Annotated in this window: 17 protein-coding genes; 6 read left to right on the forward strand and 11 right to left on the reverse strand. The window is 59.2% G+C overall.

Features of this window, described 5'->3' with window-relative positions:
- Positions 1–53 precede the first annotated feature (53 nt).
- The 6 genes from QOL84_RS13965 to ffh form a co-directional block, all read right to left on the reverse strand.
- Complete coding sequence (locus tag QOL84_RS13965) at positions 54–467, reverse strand: acyl-CoA thioesterase (protein WP_042557826.1); 414 nt, start codon at positions 465–467, stop codon at positions 54–56.
- Between the two features lie 148 nt (positions 468–615).
- Positions 616–966 carry a 50S ribosomal protein L19 gene (gene rplS / locus QOL84_RS13970; RefSeq protein ID WP_003175895.1) on the reverse strand — a complete coding sequence of 117 codons (351 nt, stop codon included), beginning with the start codon at positions 964–966 and terminating at the stop codon, positions 616–618.
- 45 nt (positions 967–1,011) lie between these two features.
- Positions 1,012–1,764 (reverse strand): tRNA (guanosine(37)-N1)-methyltransferase TrmD, encoded by a 753-nt coding sequence (trmD, locus tag QOL84_RS13975; RefSeq protein ID WP_038860625.1) that lies wholly within the window; start codon positions 1,762–1,764, stop codon positions 1,012–1,014.
- 2 nt (positions 1,765–1,766) lie between these two features.
- Positions 1,767–2,303, reverse strand: coding sequence for a ribosome maturation factor RimM (gene rimM / locus QOL84_RS13980; protein ID WP_129389600.1), 537 nt, complete (start codon positions 2,301–2,303; stop codon positions 1,767–1,769).
- Positions 2,304–2,308: 5 nt separating this feature from the next.
- Positions 2,309–2,560 (reverse strand): 30S ribosomal protein S16, encoded by a 252-nt coding sequence (gene rpsP / locus QOL84_RS13985; protein WP_003198088.1) that lies wholly within the window; start codon positions 2,558–2,560, stop codon positions 2,309–2,311.
- A 251-nt stretch (positions 2,561–2,811) separates the two neighbouring features.
- Positions 2,812–4,188 (reverse strand): signal recognition particle protein, encoded by a 1,377-nt coding sequence (gene ffh, locus QOL84_RS13990; RefSeq protein ID WP_053117442.1) that lies wholly within the window; start codon positions 4,186–4,188, stop codon positions 2,812–2,814.
- A 210-nt stretch (positions 4,189–4,398) separates the two neighbouring features.
- Between ffh and QOL84_RS13995 the strand changes: the two genes are divergently transcribed.
- The 3 genes from QOL84_RS13995 (at position 4,399) to QOL84_RS14005 (ending at position 8,101) form a co-directional block, all read left to right on the forward strand.
- Complete coding sequence (locus tag QOL84_RS13995) at positions 4,399–5,211, forward strand: cytochrome C assembly family protein (protein WP_034154823.1); 813 nt, start codon at positions 4,399–4,401, stop codon at positions 5,209–5,211.
- Between the two features lie 12 nt (positions 5,212–5,223).
- A complete protein-coding gene (locus tag QOL84_RS14000) occupies positions 5,224–6,465 on the forward strand; it encodes a transporter associated domain-containing protein (protein WP_283437572.1) in 1,242 nt (413 codons plus the stop codon).
- A gap of 319 nt (positions 6,466–6,784) precedes the next feature.
- Positions 6,785–8,101, forward strand: coding sequence for an MFS transporter (locus QOL84_RS14005; protein ID WP_283437573.1), 1,317 nt, complete (start codon positions 6,785–6,787; stop codon positions 8,099–8,101).
- Between the two features lie 87 nt (positions 8,102–8,188).
- Here the strand turns inward: QOL84_RS14005 and purT are convergent, their stop codons facing one another.
- The 5 genes from purT to QOL84_RS14030 form a co-directional block, all read right to left on the reverse strand.
- Positions 8,189–9,370: a formate-dependent phosphoribosylglycinamide formyltransferase gene (gene purT, locus QOL84_RS14010; RefSeq protein WP_016986367.1), complete on the reverse strand. Its 1,182-nt coding sequence runs from the start codon at positions 9,368–9,370 to the stop codon at positions 8,189–8,191.
- Between the two features lie 100 nt (positions 9,371–9,470).
- Complete coding sequence (locus tag QOL84_RS14015) at positions 9,471–9,938, reverse strand: VUT family protein (protein WP_105705643.1); 468 nt, start codon at positions 9,936–9,938, stop codon at positions 9,471–9,473.
- 229 nt (positions 9,939–10,167) lie between these two features.
- Positions 10,168–10,377, reverse strand: coding sequence for a DUF1289 domain-containing protein (locus QOL84_RS14020; protein WP_283437574.1), 210 nt, complete (start codon positions 10,375–10,377; stop codon positions 10,168–10,170).
- Entirely contained in the window at positions 10,374–10,898 is a 525-nt protein-coding gene (locus tag QOL84_RS14025) for a gamma carbonic anhydrase family protein (protein WP_007954617.1), read from the reverse strand. The genes QOL84_RS14020 and QOL84_RS14025 overlap by 4 nt, the downstream gene beginning before the upstream one ends.
- A 47-nt stretch (positions 10,899–10,945) precedes the next feature.
- On the reverse strand, positions 10,946–11,545 hold the full coding sequence (locus tag QOL84_RS14030; RefSeq protein WP_129389588.1) for a CoA pyrophosphatase: 600 nt from the start codon (positions 11,543–11,545) through the stop codon (positions 10,946–10,948).
- Positions 11,546–11,692: 147 nt separating this feature from the next.
- On the opposite strand from QOL84_RS14030, the gene QOL84_RS14035 reads away from it, so the two are divergent.
- From QOL84_RS14035 to QOL84_RS14045, 3 genes are all read left to right on the forward strand, one after another.
- Complete coding sequence (locus QOL84_RS14035; RefSeq protein ID WP_283437575.1) at positions 11,693–12,247, forward strand: NUDIX hydrolase; 555 nt, start codon at positions 11,693–11,695, stop codon at positions 12,245–12,247.
- 73 nt (positions 12,248–12,320) lie between these two features.
- The gene (locus QOL84_RS14040) at positions 12,321–12,836 is read left to right on the forward strand and encodes a L,D-transpeptidase family protein (protein ID WP_129389582.1); all 516 of its coding nucleotides are present in this window, start codon (positions 12,321–12,323) and stop codon (positions 12,834–12,836) included.
- A gap of 303 nt (positions 12,837–13,139) precedes the next feature.
- On the forward strand, positions 13,140–13,871 hold the full coding sequence (locus QOL84_RS14045; protein WP_008081651.1) for a GntR family transcriptional regulator: 732 nt from the start codon (positions 13,140–13,142) through the stop codon (positions 13,869–13,871).
- Positions 13,872–13,896 lie beyond the last annotated feature (25 nt).

Below are 13,896 nucleotides of genomic sequence, written 5' to 3' on the forward strand. Positions count from 1 at the left end.
CATTCCAAATGTAGGAGTGAGCCTGCTCGCGATGGCCGCAACGCGGTATCAGGTCACGCAGCAAACCCCGGCAGCACCGGCACCGGCCGTTTGTCATCATCAATGGCGACAAAGCTGAACTGCCCATGGATCGCCTTCTCGCGACCATCACAGCTCATGCTTTCGACAAACACCTCCACCTCGACCTTGAGGCTGGTGTTGCCGACCTTGATCACCTTCCCCACCAACTCAACGATCGATCCCGCCGGGATCGCGTGGTTGAAGTCGATGCGGTCGGTGGACACGGTCACCAGCGGCAAGCGGCAGAAGCGTGTGGCGGTGATGAAGGAGACTTCGTCCATCCATGCCAGCGCAGTGCCGCCGAACAGGGTGTTGTGGTGGTTGGTGGTCGGCGGGAAGACGGCTTTGGTGACGCGGGTTACCGAGAGTTCGGTGCGGCGTTCGATTTCCTGGTCGCGGGGGGTCATGGCAATTGCTGCTCGTGTATACGGGTGCCAAGCAAAGCAAGATCAAAAGATCGCAGCCTTCGGCAGCTCCTACAGGGGGGAATGGGAGGAATTTTGGGCAACAAAAAAGCAGCCCGTAGGCTGCTTTTTTCTGCATCGGAAGCTGGACTTAAGCCAGTTTTTCCTTGATGCGAGCTGCTTTACCCGACAGGTCGCGCAGGTAGTACAGCTTGGCTTTACGTACGTCACCGCGACGTTTAACAGCCATGCTGTCGATCTGCGGGGAGTAGGTCTGGAAAGTACGTTCTACGCCAACACCGTTGGAGATTTTACGAACGGTGAACGCACTGTTCACGCCGCGGTTACGCTTGGCGATTACAACGCCTTCGAACGCTTGCAGACGGGAACGATCGCCTTCCTTCACTTTCACCTGAACGACAATAGTGTCGCCTGGGGCGAAGGTAGGGATTTCTTTGGTCATCTGCTCTGCTTCGAGTGCAAGGATGATTTTGTTGGTCATGCTGTGCTCCTAAGGTAAATCGTTCGATCTACCATCGATACGTTGTTAACTATCGTCCCGCTCGCGGATGTATTCCTCGAGCAGCTTCTTCTCTTCTCCAGAAAGCGAGCGGCTTTCCAGAAGATCGGCGCGTCGTTCATAGGTCCTACCAAGGGACTGCTGTAAACGCCAACGCCGGATATGCGCGTGGTTGCCACTCAGCAACACGTCGGGTACACGCTGATCCGCATACACCTCAGGTCGGGTGTAGTGCGGGCAATCCAGCAGACCATCCGTAAAGGAATCTTCCTCGGCGGAGTCCGCATGCCCTAAAGCTCCAGGCAGCAGTCGTGTAACCGCATCGATCAGGACCATGGCCGGCAGCTCGCCGCCAGACAGTACATAGTCGCCAATCGACCACTCTTCATCGACATGAGCTTCAATAAAACGCTCGTCAATGCCTTCATAGCGGCCGGCAATCAGGATTAATGCATCCGATTGTGCCAACTCGCGTACCGCCGACTGAGTCAGTTGACGGCCTTGGGGGGACAGGTAAATCACCTTCGCCGCCTCCCCGGCTGCTGCCTTGGCCTGAGCCAGTGCATCTTCCAGGGGCTTGATCTTCATCACCATGCCCGGACCACCGCCAAACGGGCGATCATCCACAGTGTGATGCCGATCCGTCGTGTAATCCCGCGGGTTCCAACAGGTCAGCTGCAAGAGCCCCTGTTTGACCGCTCGACTGGTGATGCCGTAGTCGCCGATGGCGGAAAACATCTCGGGAAACAAACTGATCACTTCTACGCGCAAGTTAGCCACGCTTAGAAGTCCGCGTCCCAATCCACCTTCATCTCGCCCGCGGCCAGATCGACTGCCAACACACATTGGCCCGTATAGGGCAACAAGCGTTCGCGATCATCCAGGCTGCCAGCGCAAGGCTTGACTACCATTACATCATTGGCGCCGGTTTCCAGAAGATGATCGACTTTCCCGAGCAATTGCCCCAGTTGATCGATGACCTTCAGACCTTCCAGCTGGTACCAGTAGTACTCGCCGTCGGTCAATTCAGGGAACAGGTTGCGCGGCACGCAGATCTCATAACCGGCCAGAAGACGAGCTTCTTCACGATCATCGAGACCCTTGAGCTTTGCGACCAGGAACTTGTCGCTCCCGCGTCCACTGACCAGCTCGACCTGTTTGACATTGCCTTCGCGCTTGAGCGTCCAGGTTTTGTACTGCAACAGGTTTTCAGTCGGATCAGTAAAGGAATAAACCTTCACTTCGCCGCGAACGCCATGAACAGAATAAATTTTGCCAATAACGATCAAATCATCGGCAACAGCAGGCGTCGCGTTCATATTGCTCAGGCCGCAGCCTTTGCAGATTCCTTCAGCAACTGAGCAACACGCTCAGAAGGCTGTGCACCAACGCTCAGCCAGTAGGCTACGCGCTCTTGGTTCACGGACAGACGAACTTCCTGACCACGTGCAACAGGGTTGAAGAAACCAACCTGTTCTTTGTGGGAGCCGTCACGCGGGTTACGCGAGTCGGTTACGGTCAGGTGGTAAAACGGGCGCTTTTTGGAGCCGCCAAGGGCAAGACGGATTGTTAGCATGTGAACATCGTTCCTGTAGTCGGTGCTGCAAATCTAAATGCACAGCGGGCATAGGTGCCCGAAAGGCCGCATATTCTAAGGAATATCCGGACTTTTGCAAATGACTTTTTCCGGCGCCTATGGCATGCCGTGCAGATCTGCATATAGAGCCGTCGATGAAAACGGCCGGTCAGCTCCCGCCAAGTGCGGGTTTGCTGTTGATCCTGCGTCCTTGCAGGGTCTGCGCCGGTGCGACGACCGGCGCGGATTCTTTACATTTTCGGCATGCCGCCGCCGGGCAGCATTCCGCCCATGCCGCGCATCATTTTCGCCATTCCGCCTTTGGCGGTGAATTTCTTCATCATCTTCTGCATCTGCTTGTGCTGCTTGATCAAGCGACCGATGTCCTGCACCTGAGTGCCGGAACCCATGGCGATCCGGCGTTTGCGCGAACCGCTGATCAGCTCAGGGTCGCGGCGCTCGGCCGGGGTCATGGAATTGATGATGGCTTCCATCTGCTTGAATTGTTTCTCTGCGGCGTTCTGGGCATTGCCCATTTGCGACAGGTTGACACCGCCGATGCTCGGCAGTTTGTCCATGAGGCCGCCGAGGCCGCCCATGTTCTTCATCTGTTGCAGCTGATCGCGGAAGTCTTCAAGGTCGAAGCCCTTGCCCTTCTTCAGCTTCTTGGCCAGTTTGTCGGCCTTGTCTTTATCGAGGGTCGCTTCGGCCTGTTCGATCAGGCTGAGCACGTCGCCCATGCCGAGAATCCGCGAGGCGATACGCTCAGGGTGGAACGGATCGAGCGCTTCGCTCTTCTCGCCCATACCGATGAACTTGATCGGCTTGCCAGTGATTGCGCGTACCGACAGTGCGGCACCGCCACGGGCGTCGCCGTCGACCTTGGTCAGGATCACACCGGTCAGCGGCAGGGCATCACCGAAGGCCTTGGCCGTGTTGGCGGCGTCCTGACCGGTCATGGCGTCGACCACGAACAAGGTTTCGACCGGGTTGATCGCGGCGTGCAGCGCCTTGATCTCGCCCATCATCTCTTCGTCGATGTGCAGACGACCGGCGGTATCGACGATGACCACGTCGATGAATTTCAGTTTTGCTTCTTTAATAGCGGCTTGCGCGATGTCGACCGGCTTCTGGCTCAGGTCGGATGGGAAGAAGGTCACGCCCACTTCACCGGCGAGCATTTCCAGCTGCTTGATCGCCGCAGGACGGTAAACGTCCGCCGATACGACCATGACCGACTTCTTCTTGCGCTCTTTAAGGAAGCGCGCCAGTTTGCCGGCGGTGGTGGTTTTACCCGCGCCCTGCAGACCGGCCATCAGAATGACGGCTGGCGGGACGGCGCTCAGGTTCAGATCTTCGTTGGCCGCGCCCATCAGGCTTTCGAGTTCGGCCTGGACGATCTTCACGAATGCCTGGCCCGGCGTCAGACTGCGCGACACCTCGGTGCCGACAGCGCGCTCCTTGACCGAATTGACGAAGTCCTTGACCACCGGCAGGGCGACGTCGGCTTCGAGCAACGCCATGCGCACTTCACGCAGGGTGTCTTTGATGTTGTCCTCGGTCAGCTTCGCCTTGCCGGTGACATGGCGCAGCGTCTGCGAGAGACGGTCGGTTAAGTTTTCAAACATTGCGCGATCCTTTCAGGCCCTGTGTAGACCGGGATAATGGCGGCCCAGACCGGAATCAACATGTGCTCGGCGAGCCTGCGGCGTGGGCAGGTCGCGGATTATAGCGAAGACTGCGGCTGGCGGACACCTCGCTGTCAGCTTCCTGAGTCTTTCGTGTCATGGCGGTTCTATGCCAAACTCAGCCCCTTTCGGGCTTGCCTAACAGGATTTATGCTCCCCTTGTCACCCAGTTTGCTGACCACCCTCGCCGCCGCCCTTCTATATGCCGCTGCGACCCTTTATCAGAGCACCCGCCTGGCCACCGGCGCCAAGGCGAACAAGCGCCTGCTGGTTAGCCTCGGCGCGCTCGCCGTCGTGGCCCACGCCGCCAGCCTGCTCACTCACCTGCTGACGCCAATCGGTCTGGGCCTGGACTTCTTCAGCGCCTCGAGCCTGATCGCCGCAGCGGTGATCGCGCTGACGTTGATCGCCTGTTCGCGCATTCCGGTGGAAAACCTGCTGGTGCTGCTGTTCCCGCTGGGCGCGATCACCGTGCTGCTGGCGCAGTTCGCGCCAACCGGTACGGTGCAGATCATCGATGAAGAGCCGGGCATCCTTGCGCACATTCTATTGTCGATCCTCGCCTACGGCATGTTCACCATTGCGGTGTTTCAGGCCTTGTTGCTGCTTGTGCAAGACCACCAGCTCAAGCACAAGCATCCGTCCGGGCTGATCAAGAATTTCCCGCCGCTGCAAACCATGGAAAGCCTGTTGTTCGGTTTCCTCTGGGCCGGCTGGACCCTGCTGTCGCTGTCGCTGATCTCCGGCTGGCTGTTCGTCGAGAACCTGTTCGCACAGCACCTGGTGCACAAGACTTTGCTGGCCTGCCTGGCGTGGATCGTGTTCAGCGTGCTGCTGTGGGGCCGCAACCGTCTCGGCTGGCGCGGCCACAAGGCGATTCGCTGGACCCTCGCCGGTTTCTGCCTGCTGATGTTGGCGTATTTCGGCAGCAAACTGGTTCGTGAATACATCCTGCACATCTGACGGGCGGCATAAATGGACGGTTTGCCCCTAGGGCCGATGCTCGCGGTATTTGTCCTGCTGATTTTATGGTCAGGGCTGTTTACCGCCGTCGAAATCGCGCAGCAGCACCTGCTCGCACAACGCACCGCCTCGCGCGCCAGCGACAAACCGCTGGCGAAGCTGAGCTTCCCGCTTGACAGCCTGATCCTCTGCAACACCTTGTGCCGCGCCCTCGCCGTGGTCATTGCGACCCTGCTGGCGATCTTCCTCTGCGAAGAAAACGGCCCTTGGGCGGCATGTCTGGGTGTCGGCGCGATCCTGCTGGTGTTCGCCGATTACTTCCCGCGCACCGTCGCCCGGCGTTATCCCGATGCCGTGCTGGCCTTCGGCAATTCCCTGCTGGCCGTGCCACTGAAGATCATTTACCCGCTGGCCTGGCTGTTCAGCCGTATCAGCGGCCTGCTGATGCGTCCGTTCGTACGCAAGGCGCAAGTGGTGCAGCAAAGCGAAGACGACGCGCCCTCCGATCGCCACGATGATCCCGAACACCCGGTTCACGCCCACCCGGTTTCCGGCATCCACGCGCTGGACAACATCACGGTCAACGACATTCTGGTACCACGCAGCGATGTCGATGGCATCAACCTCGACGACTCGATCGAAGAGATCATCGAACAACTGCGCCACAACAAACGCACGCGCCTGCCGGTGTTCCACAGCGACATCAACCAGGTCGAAGCCGTGCTCAACACCCGGCAGATCCGTCATCTGCTCAACCACGGTGATTTGACTCGCGAAGCGCTGCTGGCAGCCAGTTACGAACCGTACTTCGTGCCGGAGAGCACGCCACTGCAACTGCAGTTGCTGAACTTCCACAAGCAACAGCGGCGGCTGGGCATGGTTGTCGACGAGTACGGCGAAGTGCTTGGCATCGTCACGCTGGAAGATATTCTTGAAGAAATCGTCGGTGAGTTCGAAAGCGAGCACAGCCTCGACAACCCGCATATTCATCCGCAGGCGGATGGGCGGATGGTGATTGATGGCACTGCTTCGATTCGTGAATTGAACAAGTGCCTGGGTTGGCATCTGCCAAGCGATGGGCCGAAAACCCTGAACGGGTTGGTGACCGAGGCGCTGGAGACGATTCCCGCGAGCGCGGTTTGTTTGAAGATCGGGCGTTATCGGCTGGAGATTCTCGAGACTGAGGAGAACCGGGTGAGCAAGGTGTTGATCTGGCATACCTCCTCTGTGCCTGCTTTGGTGCCTGCCAGGTAAAAGATCAAAGATCAAAAAATCAAAAGATCGCAGCCTTCGGCAGCTCCTACATTTGAAATGCGTTCCCATGTAGGAGCTGCCGAAGGCTGCGATCTTTTTGCTCTTGTTTGATCGTTAGCCCCCTTCCTATAATCGGATCAGCTTACCCAAGCGCCGCCGCGCCTCGTGCTTACCCCGCACACAACAGGTTTCGGCCATTTCCGCTGCACTCCGGCGACTGTTCCTACCTGAAACAGCGACCGCGCCTCATCCCACATCCCTGGGTGTTCGACCATAATAATTCGCTCCAACGGAGCTCATGACTGTCAGGGATCACCGCATGACGACCAGTACCGCTTACAGCGACACCGCGCCTGCCCAACCGACCAACTCCGCCACACGGGTGGCGACGGCGAGTTTTATCGGCACCGCCATCGAGTTCTACGACTTCTATGTCTACGCCACTGCTGCGGCACTGGTGATCGGGCCAGTGTTCTTTCCGCAGACGTCTGGCACTGCGCAGATGCTCTCGGCGTTTCTTACTTTTGGTATCGCTTTTCTGGCCCGGCCCTTGGGCTCGGCACTGTTCGGCCACTTTGGTGACCGCATCGGGCGCAAGTCGACGCTGGTCGCCTCGCTACTGTTGATGGGCGTGTGCACAACGCTGATTGGCGTGCTGCCGGGTTACGCCAGCATTGGCGCCTGGGCGCCGATTCTGTTGTGCGTGCTGCGCTTCGGTCAGGGTTTGGGACTGGGCGGCGAATGGGGCGGTGCTGCCCTGCTGGCCACGGAAAACGCACCGAAAGGCAAACGCGCGTGGTTCGGCATGTTTCCGCAGCTCGGCCCTTCGATTGGTTTTCTCGCGGCCAACGGTTTGTTTCTGACCCTGGCCATGACCCTCGATGACGAGCAATTCCGCAGCTGGGGCTGGCGCATTCCGTTCCTGCTGAGCGCCGTGCTGGTGATGGTTGGCCTGTATGTGCGACTGAAACTGCATGAAACCCCGGTCTTCGCTAACGCCATCGCCCGTCAGGAGCGGGTAAAAATGCCGTTGATCGAGCTGTTCAGCCAGTACTGGGCGCCGACCTTGCTGGGCGCGGCGGCGATGGTGGTGTGTTACGCGCTGTTCTATATCTCGACGGTGTTCTCCCTCAGCTACGGGGTTTCCACGCTCGGTTATAGCCGCGAAACGTTCCTCGGCCTGCTGTGCTTTGCCGTGTTGTTCATGGCGGCCGCCACGCCGTTGTCCGCATGGGCAAGCGACCGTTACGGGCGCAAACCGGTGCTGATCATCGGTGGCGTGCTGGCGATTCTTTCCGGATTTCTGATGGAGCCGTTGCTGACGCAAGGTTCGACGTGGGGCGTGGCGCTGTTTCTGTGCATCGAGCTGTTTTTGATGGGAGTGACGTTCGCGCCGATGGGGGCGCTGTTGCCAGAGCTGTTTCCGACCCACGTGCGTTATACCGGCGCTTCGGCGGCGTATAACCTGGGCGGGATTGTCGGGGCCTCGGCGGCGCCGTTCTTTGCGCAGAAACTGGTGGCGATGGGTGGTTTGAGTTATGTCGGCGGGTATGTGTCGGGGGCGGCGGTGCTGAGTTTGATTGCGGTGTTGTGCTTGAAGGAAACGCGCGATAACGATCTGAATCGGGTGGCCTGACAGACCCCATCGCGGGCAGGCTCACTCCTACAGGGGAACGCATTCCAACTGTAGGAGTGAGCCTGCTCGCGATGGACGCGACTCGGTTTAGAGTTCTACGACAACAGCCTGAGCAGCACGGGTCGCCTTGGCACGCGCAGCCTCGATCGACTCATCCCGCGCCAGCGCCACGCCCATGCGGCGCTGGCCATTCACTTCTGGCTTGCCGAACAAACGCAACGCCGTGTCCGGCTCGCTCAACGCAGCACCCAGATTGGCAAATGCGGTCTGGGTCGACTGCCCTTCCACCAGAATCACTGCCGAAGCCGATGGCCCGAATTGACGGATCAGCGGCACTGGCAGACCCAGAATCGCGCGAGCGTGCAAGGCGAACTGCGACAGATCCTGCGAAATCAGCGTCACCAGGCCGGTGTCATGCGGACGCGGCGAGACTTCGCTGAACCACACCTGATCACCTTTGATGAACAATTCGACGCCAAACAGACCACGACCACCCAGCGCCTCGGTCACGGCTTTGGCAACGCGCTCGGATTCAGCCAGGGCAATCGGGCTCATGGCTTGTGGCTGCCACGATTCCTGATAGTCGCCCTTCTCCTGACGGTGACCAACCGGCGCGCAGAACGTGGTGCCACCGATGTGGCGTACGGTCAGCAGAGTGATTTCGTAGTCGAAATCGATGAAGCCTTCGATGATCACCCGACCTTTGCCGGCGCGACCGCCCTCTTGCGCATAATCCCAGGCTTTCTGCACGTCATCGACGCTGCGCAGCAAGCTCTGGCCTTTGCCCGACGAGCTCATCACCGGTTTGACCACGCATGGGAAACCCAGGTCTTCAACGGCTTTGCTGTAGTCCTCGAAGGTGTCGGCAAAGTGGTACGGCGAGGTCGGCAGGTCCAGCTCTTCAGCGGCCAGACGACGGATGCCTTCGCGGTTCATGGTCAGTTGCGCAGCGCGCGCGGTCGGGATCACGGTGAAGCCTTCGGCTTCCAGTTCGACCAGGGTAGCGGTGGCGATGGCTTCGATTTCCGGCACGATGAAGTGCGGCTTCTCGGCTTCGATCACCGCACGCAGGGCGGCGCCGTCGAGCATGTTGATCACGTGGCTGCGATGTGCGACTTGCATGGCCGGCGCGTTGGCGTAGCGGTCAACGGCGATCACTTCAACGCCCAGGCGTTGCAACTCGATCACCACTTCCTTGCCCAACTCACCACAGCCACACAGCAATACGCGGGTCGCGGTTGGCGACAACGGAGTTCCGATACGGGTCATCTCAGGTCCTCAAAGCAGCGGATCATCGAGGAAAGCAACGCCAGACGCGCTTTCCATGGGGAGAAAGCGCGGCATTTTACATGAACCCGAGGCTTTGGCTTCAGCCGGCGACGGCCTGTTTGCGATCACGCCAGGCCATGATCAGCCAGACAGCGGTGACGCCGGCGAATTTCGACAGCAGCGCGGTGATGATCACCGGTGGTGTCAACAGGTCGATCATGCCGAAGAAGATGAAGGTATCGAGGGGAATGCTCAGTGCCGAACTGATCCACAAGCGGTCCCGCAATGGGCGTTTGGTGATACTGAACACCAGCCAATCGATGATTTCCGACACCGCGAACGCCGTGGCACTGGCCAAAGCAATGGAGGGATCGGAGGTGACGTAAGACAGCACCAGCGCCGCCAGCATCGCCACCAGCGCACCGTGACCGAAACGGGTCTGCACCATGTCGCGCAGTATGAAGACCAGACCGCCCCAGGCCGACCAGATGATGTCCAGGTGCGGCGCGGTGGAGAAGGCGAAGTTGATCAGCACGACGCTGCTGATATAGGCGATGAGGAAAATCATGGGGGCGACCTGGCTGATTGGCGCACAGATTACTGGACCCGCAGATCAAGAGCCACCCCCTCACCCCAGCCCTCTCCCCCATGGGGGCGAGGGGGAAGGGAGCAGATCTCCATGATGTTCATGACCTGAGTTCGACGCGGTATTTTCAGGTCGGCGTGACTCGTCCAAACAACCCGGTCAGTCCCTCTCCCCCTGGGAGAGGGTTAGGGTGAGGGCAATCACATGCCGATCACGACTTCGAAGGGATCATCCACACCAACCCACTCGCCTTCGCCCGCTCATGACACAACCCCAGCACTACCCGGCGCTCGTCATTGTTCATGCGGCTCCAGCGCGTGATCTCTTCCACCGTACGCTGGCAGCCGGTGCAGATATCATCCTCATCCAGCGCACAAATATTCACGCACGGCGAGGCGACCGGTCTTTCGGTGGTAGTCATTCTTCCTGCTCAACCAGATCGCGCGCATAACGCTGGGAGTTATGCACATAGTGGGCGGCGCTGGCTTCGAGCATCTTCTTTTGCGGCTCGGTCAACTCACGCACAACCTTGCCCGGCGAACCCATCACCAGCGAACCATCGGGAATTTCCTTACCTTCACCGATCAGCGAATTGGCGCCGATGATGCAGTTCTTGCCGATCTTCGCACCGTTGAGAATTACCGCGTTGATACCGATCAGGCTGTAATCACCGACCGTGCAGCCATGCAGCATGGCGTTGTGACCGATGGTCACGCCGGTGCCGATGGTTAGCGGGTAGCCCATGTCGGTGTGCATCACGGTGCCGTCCTGCACGTTGCTGTTTTTGCCGATCAGGATCAGTTCGTTATCGCCGCGCAGCACGGCGTTGAACCAGACGTTGGCGCCCTCTTCCAGTTTGACCTTGCCCACCAGCACGGCATTGGGGGCGACCCAGCTCTGTGGATGGGTCTCGACACGGGCGTCGCCCAAGCGGTATTTCATCTTGTTTTCCTCGGGGCTCACGGGGATGGGCCGTTCGAACGACGGCTTCAGGTGTTGATAAAGCTTTTCGGCGGCTGGTGCAGACTGATTTTCGCGTCATAGAGCAGGTTGATCAACTCGACGATCATGATCGCCGTCAGCCCCCAGATCTTGAAATCGCCGTAACGATAGCTCGGCACGTACCAGCTGCGACCTTGATAGTCGATGCGATGGGTGTGTTCGCGGGGGTCCTCGCGGAAGAACTCCAGCGGCACAGTGAAGACCGCAGCAATTTCGGCATCGTTGGCGCGGTATTCGACAAAGTCAGGAATAACGCCGACATAAGGCGTGACCTTGATGCCGTGCAGGGAGATCAGCGGGCTGAGCGGGCCGATGATTTCGACGAGGCCGGGCGGCAGGCCGATTTCCTCTTCCGCCTCACGCAGAGCGGTGAAGATCAGGTCCGGGTCTTCGGGGTCGCGACGGCCACCGGGGAAAGCCACTTCGCCACCGTGGGTCGAGAGTCCGCTGGCGCGCAGGGTCAGCACCAGCTCAGGCTCGTCACTGCGGGTGATCGGCACCAGAACGGCGGCCTCGGGGAAACGTTTGTCGGTCTCCAGCGTGCGCGGTGTGTGGTTGCTTACCCTATGCAGTAGCTCGTCCAGCATGAGTGTTCTCGATCTGTGCCTTACCCTGCATCATGCACCAATCATTGCAGCCGCCCAAGCCCCCGAATCTCGCCATGTCGCGAAACGACAACTTGCCGACCGACACCGCTGCACGCCAAGATAGGCGCAGCATTCAGGAAGCCCAGCATGAAATTTTGCAGCCACTGCGGTAACCCGGTCACCCAGCGCATTCCCGAAGGCGATTCGCGGCAGCGATTTGTCTGTGACAGCTGCCAGACCATTCACTATCAGAACCCCAATATCGTCGCCGGTTGTGTGCCGACCTGGGGCACGAAAGTCTTGCTCTGCCGTCGCGCCATCGAGCCGCGCCTCGGTTACTGGACGTTGCCCGCCGGGTTCATGGAGAACGGTGAGACCATCGAGCAGGCCGCCGTCCGTGAAACCGCCGAAGAGGCCTGCGCCCGCGTGCGTAACCTGAGCATCTATACGCTGATTGATGTGCCGCACATCAGTCAGGTGCATGTGTTTTTCCGCGCGGAGCTGGTTGATCTGGACTTTGCCGCCGGCCCCGAGAGCCTCGAAGTGCAACTATTCGACGAAGCCGACATTCCCTGGGACGAACTGGCTTTCCGCACGGTGGGGCGTACCTTAGAATGCTTCTTCGCTGATCGGCGGATTGAGGTGTATCCGGTGCGTTCGGAATCGATTCCGCCGTTGGTGCAGCCGGTCATTGTTGGTTAGAAGATCAAAAGATCGCAGCCTGCGGCAGCTCCTACACAAAACTTGTCTGCTTCATTCCTGGGGAATCGTTTCAATGCGCTGGTTGCTTGCCCTGTTCTGCCTGTCGTTCGTTTCCGTCTCGCAAGCGTCATTCGTGACCACCGTGACGCCAGCGAATACCCCGCTTATCGAAAAAGTCCTGGTGCTCAAATCGGCTCATCAACTGCAGTTGATCGCCGATGGCAAGCCGCTGAAGAGCTATCGCATTTCCTTGGGCAAGGGCGCGAAAAAAGGTCCGAAGCTGATTGAAGGCGACAAGCGTACGCCGGAAGGTTTCTATTGGATCGACTGGCGCAAGACCAGCGACAAATTCAACCTGTCGATGCACATTTCCTATCCGAACATCGCGGATTCAGCGCGCGCCCGGCGTGAAGGCGTCGAGCCCGGCGGAATGATCATGATCCACGGCACGCCGGATTCCGAAGAAACCCCGGAAGACCTGTTCCACACCCTGGACTGGACGGACGGCTGCGTCGCCATGCGCAACGTCGATATGCGCGAAGTGTGGAGCCTGGTGCCGGACGGCACGATGGTTGAAATCCGCCCTTAACCTGTGGCGACGGCTCATTCAGCCGTTACCGTCGGTCGGCGATAAAAAATAAATCAAAAGATCGCAGCCTGCGGCAGCTCCTACAGAGGTGATACCACTTCCCACTGTAGGAGCTGCCGCAGGCTGCGATCTTTTGCTTTCTACAGCCCGCCTTTAATACCACTTCAAACCATACCCGCTACAACCCGCCATTTCATTGGGCTAACGGCCGATTACCCGCGTTGACATGGTATTCAAGTGGTATTAATTTCCGTCTCACAAGCGAGCCACAACAATCCCATACTCGCGCCGGAAATGACCTACATGAACGACCTCCACGCCCTACGTCCAGACGACTCCCAGCCGACGCCGCTGTACCTGCAACTGGCGCGCAATCTGGAAGCGGCGATCCATGCCGGGCAGTGGAAGTCCGAACAGGCGATGCCGTCCGAACGCAATCTCAGTGAAATGCTCGGTATCTCCCGGGTCACCGCACGCAAGGCGCTGGAGGTCCTCCTCGATCAAGGCCTGATCCGTCGCCTGCAAGGTTCCGGCACCTTCATCACGCCGCGTCTGGAACAACCGCTGTCGCGTCTCTCCGGTTTCAGCGAAATGCTGCGTTTGAAGGGTTTCGTGCCCAGTTCAAAGTGGCTGGAGCGCGAAATCACCCTGCCGACCCACGAAGAACTGATCCGTCTCAGCCTGTCGCCGAACGACAAGGTCGCGCGCATGAAGCGTCTGCGCAAAGCCGATGACACCGTCATGGCGATCGAGATGAGCACCCTGCCCGCATCGATCATGCCCAAGCCGCAACTGGTCGGCGATTCGCTCTATGAATACCTCGACGGCATCGGCAAACCGATCGTGCGCGCCTTGCAGCACATTCAGGCGATCAACGCCTCGGACGAGTTCGCCGCGCTGGTCGGCATCGCCCCCGGCACCGCCATGTTGCTGATGACCCGGGTTGGCTACCTGGAAGACAACACACCGATCGAAGTCACCGACACCTATTGCCGCAACGACTACTACGACTTTGTTGCAGAGCTTCGCCGCTGATCAGCAGCCAAGCCCAAACGAGAGA

This window comes from Pseudomonas helmanticensis, assembly GCF_900182985.1.
Classification (GTDB): Bacteria; Pseudomonadota; Gammaproteobacteria; order Pseudomonadales; family Pseudomonadaceae; genus Aquipseudomonas; species Aquipseudomonas helmanticensis.

Bases quoted from the DNA above. Each gene is read 5' to 3' on its own strand.
- QOL84_RS13965 (WP_042557826.1), bottom strand. From the start codon at position 467: ATGACCCCCCGCGACCAGGAAATCGAACGCCGCACCGAACTCTCGGTA.
- rplS (WP_003175895.1), bottom strand. From the start codon at position 966: ATGACCAACAAAATCATCCTTGCACTCGAAGCAGAGCAGATGACCAAA.
- rimM (WP_129389600.1), bottom strand. From the start codon at position 2,303: ATGAACGCGACGCCTGCTGTTGCCGATGATTTGATCGTTATTGGCAAA.
- rpsP (WP_003198088.1), bottom strand. From the start codon at position 2,560: ATGCTAACAATCCGTCTTGCCCTTGGCGGCTCCAAAAAGCGCCCGTTT.
- ffh (WP_053117442.1), bottom strand. From the start codon at position 4,188: ATGTTTGAAAACTTAACCGACCGTCTCTCGCAGACGCTGCGCCATGTC.
- QOL84_RS13995 (WP_034154823.1), top strand. From the start codon at position 4,399: ATGCTCCCCTTGTCACCCAGTTTGCTGACCACCCTCGCCGCCGCCCTT.
- QOL84_RS14000 (WP_283437572.1), top strand. From the start codon at position 5,224: ATGGACGGTTTGCCCCTAGGGCCGATGCTCGCGGTATTTGTCCTGCTG.
- QOL84_RS14005 (WP_283437573.1), top strand. From the start codon at position 6,785: ATGACGACCAGTACCGCTTACAGCGACACCGCGCCTGCCCAACCGACC.
- purT (WP_016986367.1), bottom strand. From the start codon at position 9,370: ATGACCCGTATCGGAACTCCGTTGTCGCCAACCGCGACCCGCGTATTG.
- QOL84_RS14015 (WP_105705643.1), bottom strand. From the start codon at position 9,938: ATGATTTTCCTCATCGCCTATATCAGCAGCGTCGTGCTGATCAACTTC.
- QOL84_RS14020 (WP_283437574.1), bottom strand. From the start codon at position 10,377: ATGACTACCACCGAAAGACCGGTCGCCTCGCCGTGCGTGAATATTTGT.
- QOL84_RS14025 (WP_007954617.1), bottom strand. From the start codon at position 10,898: ATGAAATACCGCTTGGGCGACGCCCGTGTCGAGACCCATCCACAGAGC.
- QOL84_RS14030 (WP_129389588.1), bottom strand. From the start codon at position 11,545: ATGCTGGACGAGCTACTGCATAGGGTAAGCAACCACACACCGCGCACG.
- QOL84_RS14035 (WP_283437575.1), top strand. From the start codon at position 11,693: ATGAAATTTTGCAGCCACTGCGGTAACCCGGTCACCCAGCGCATTCCC.
- QOL84_RS14040 (WP_129389582.1), top strand. From the start codon at position 12,321: ATGCGCTGGTTGCTTGCCCTGTTCTGCCTGTCGTTCGTTTCCGTCTCG.
- QOL84_RS14045 (WP_008081651.1), top strand. From the start codon at position 13,140: ATGAACGACCTCCACGCCCTACGTCCAGACGACTCCCAGCCGACGCCG.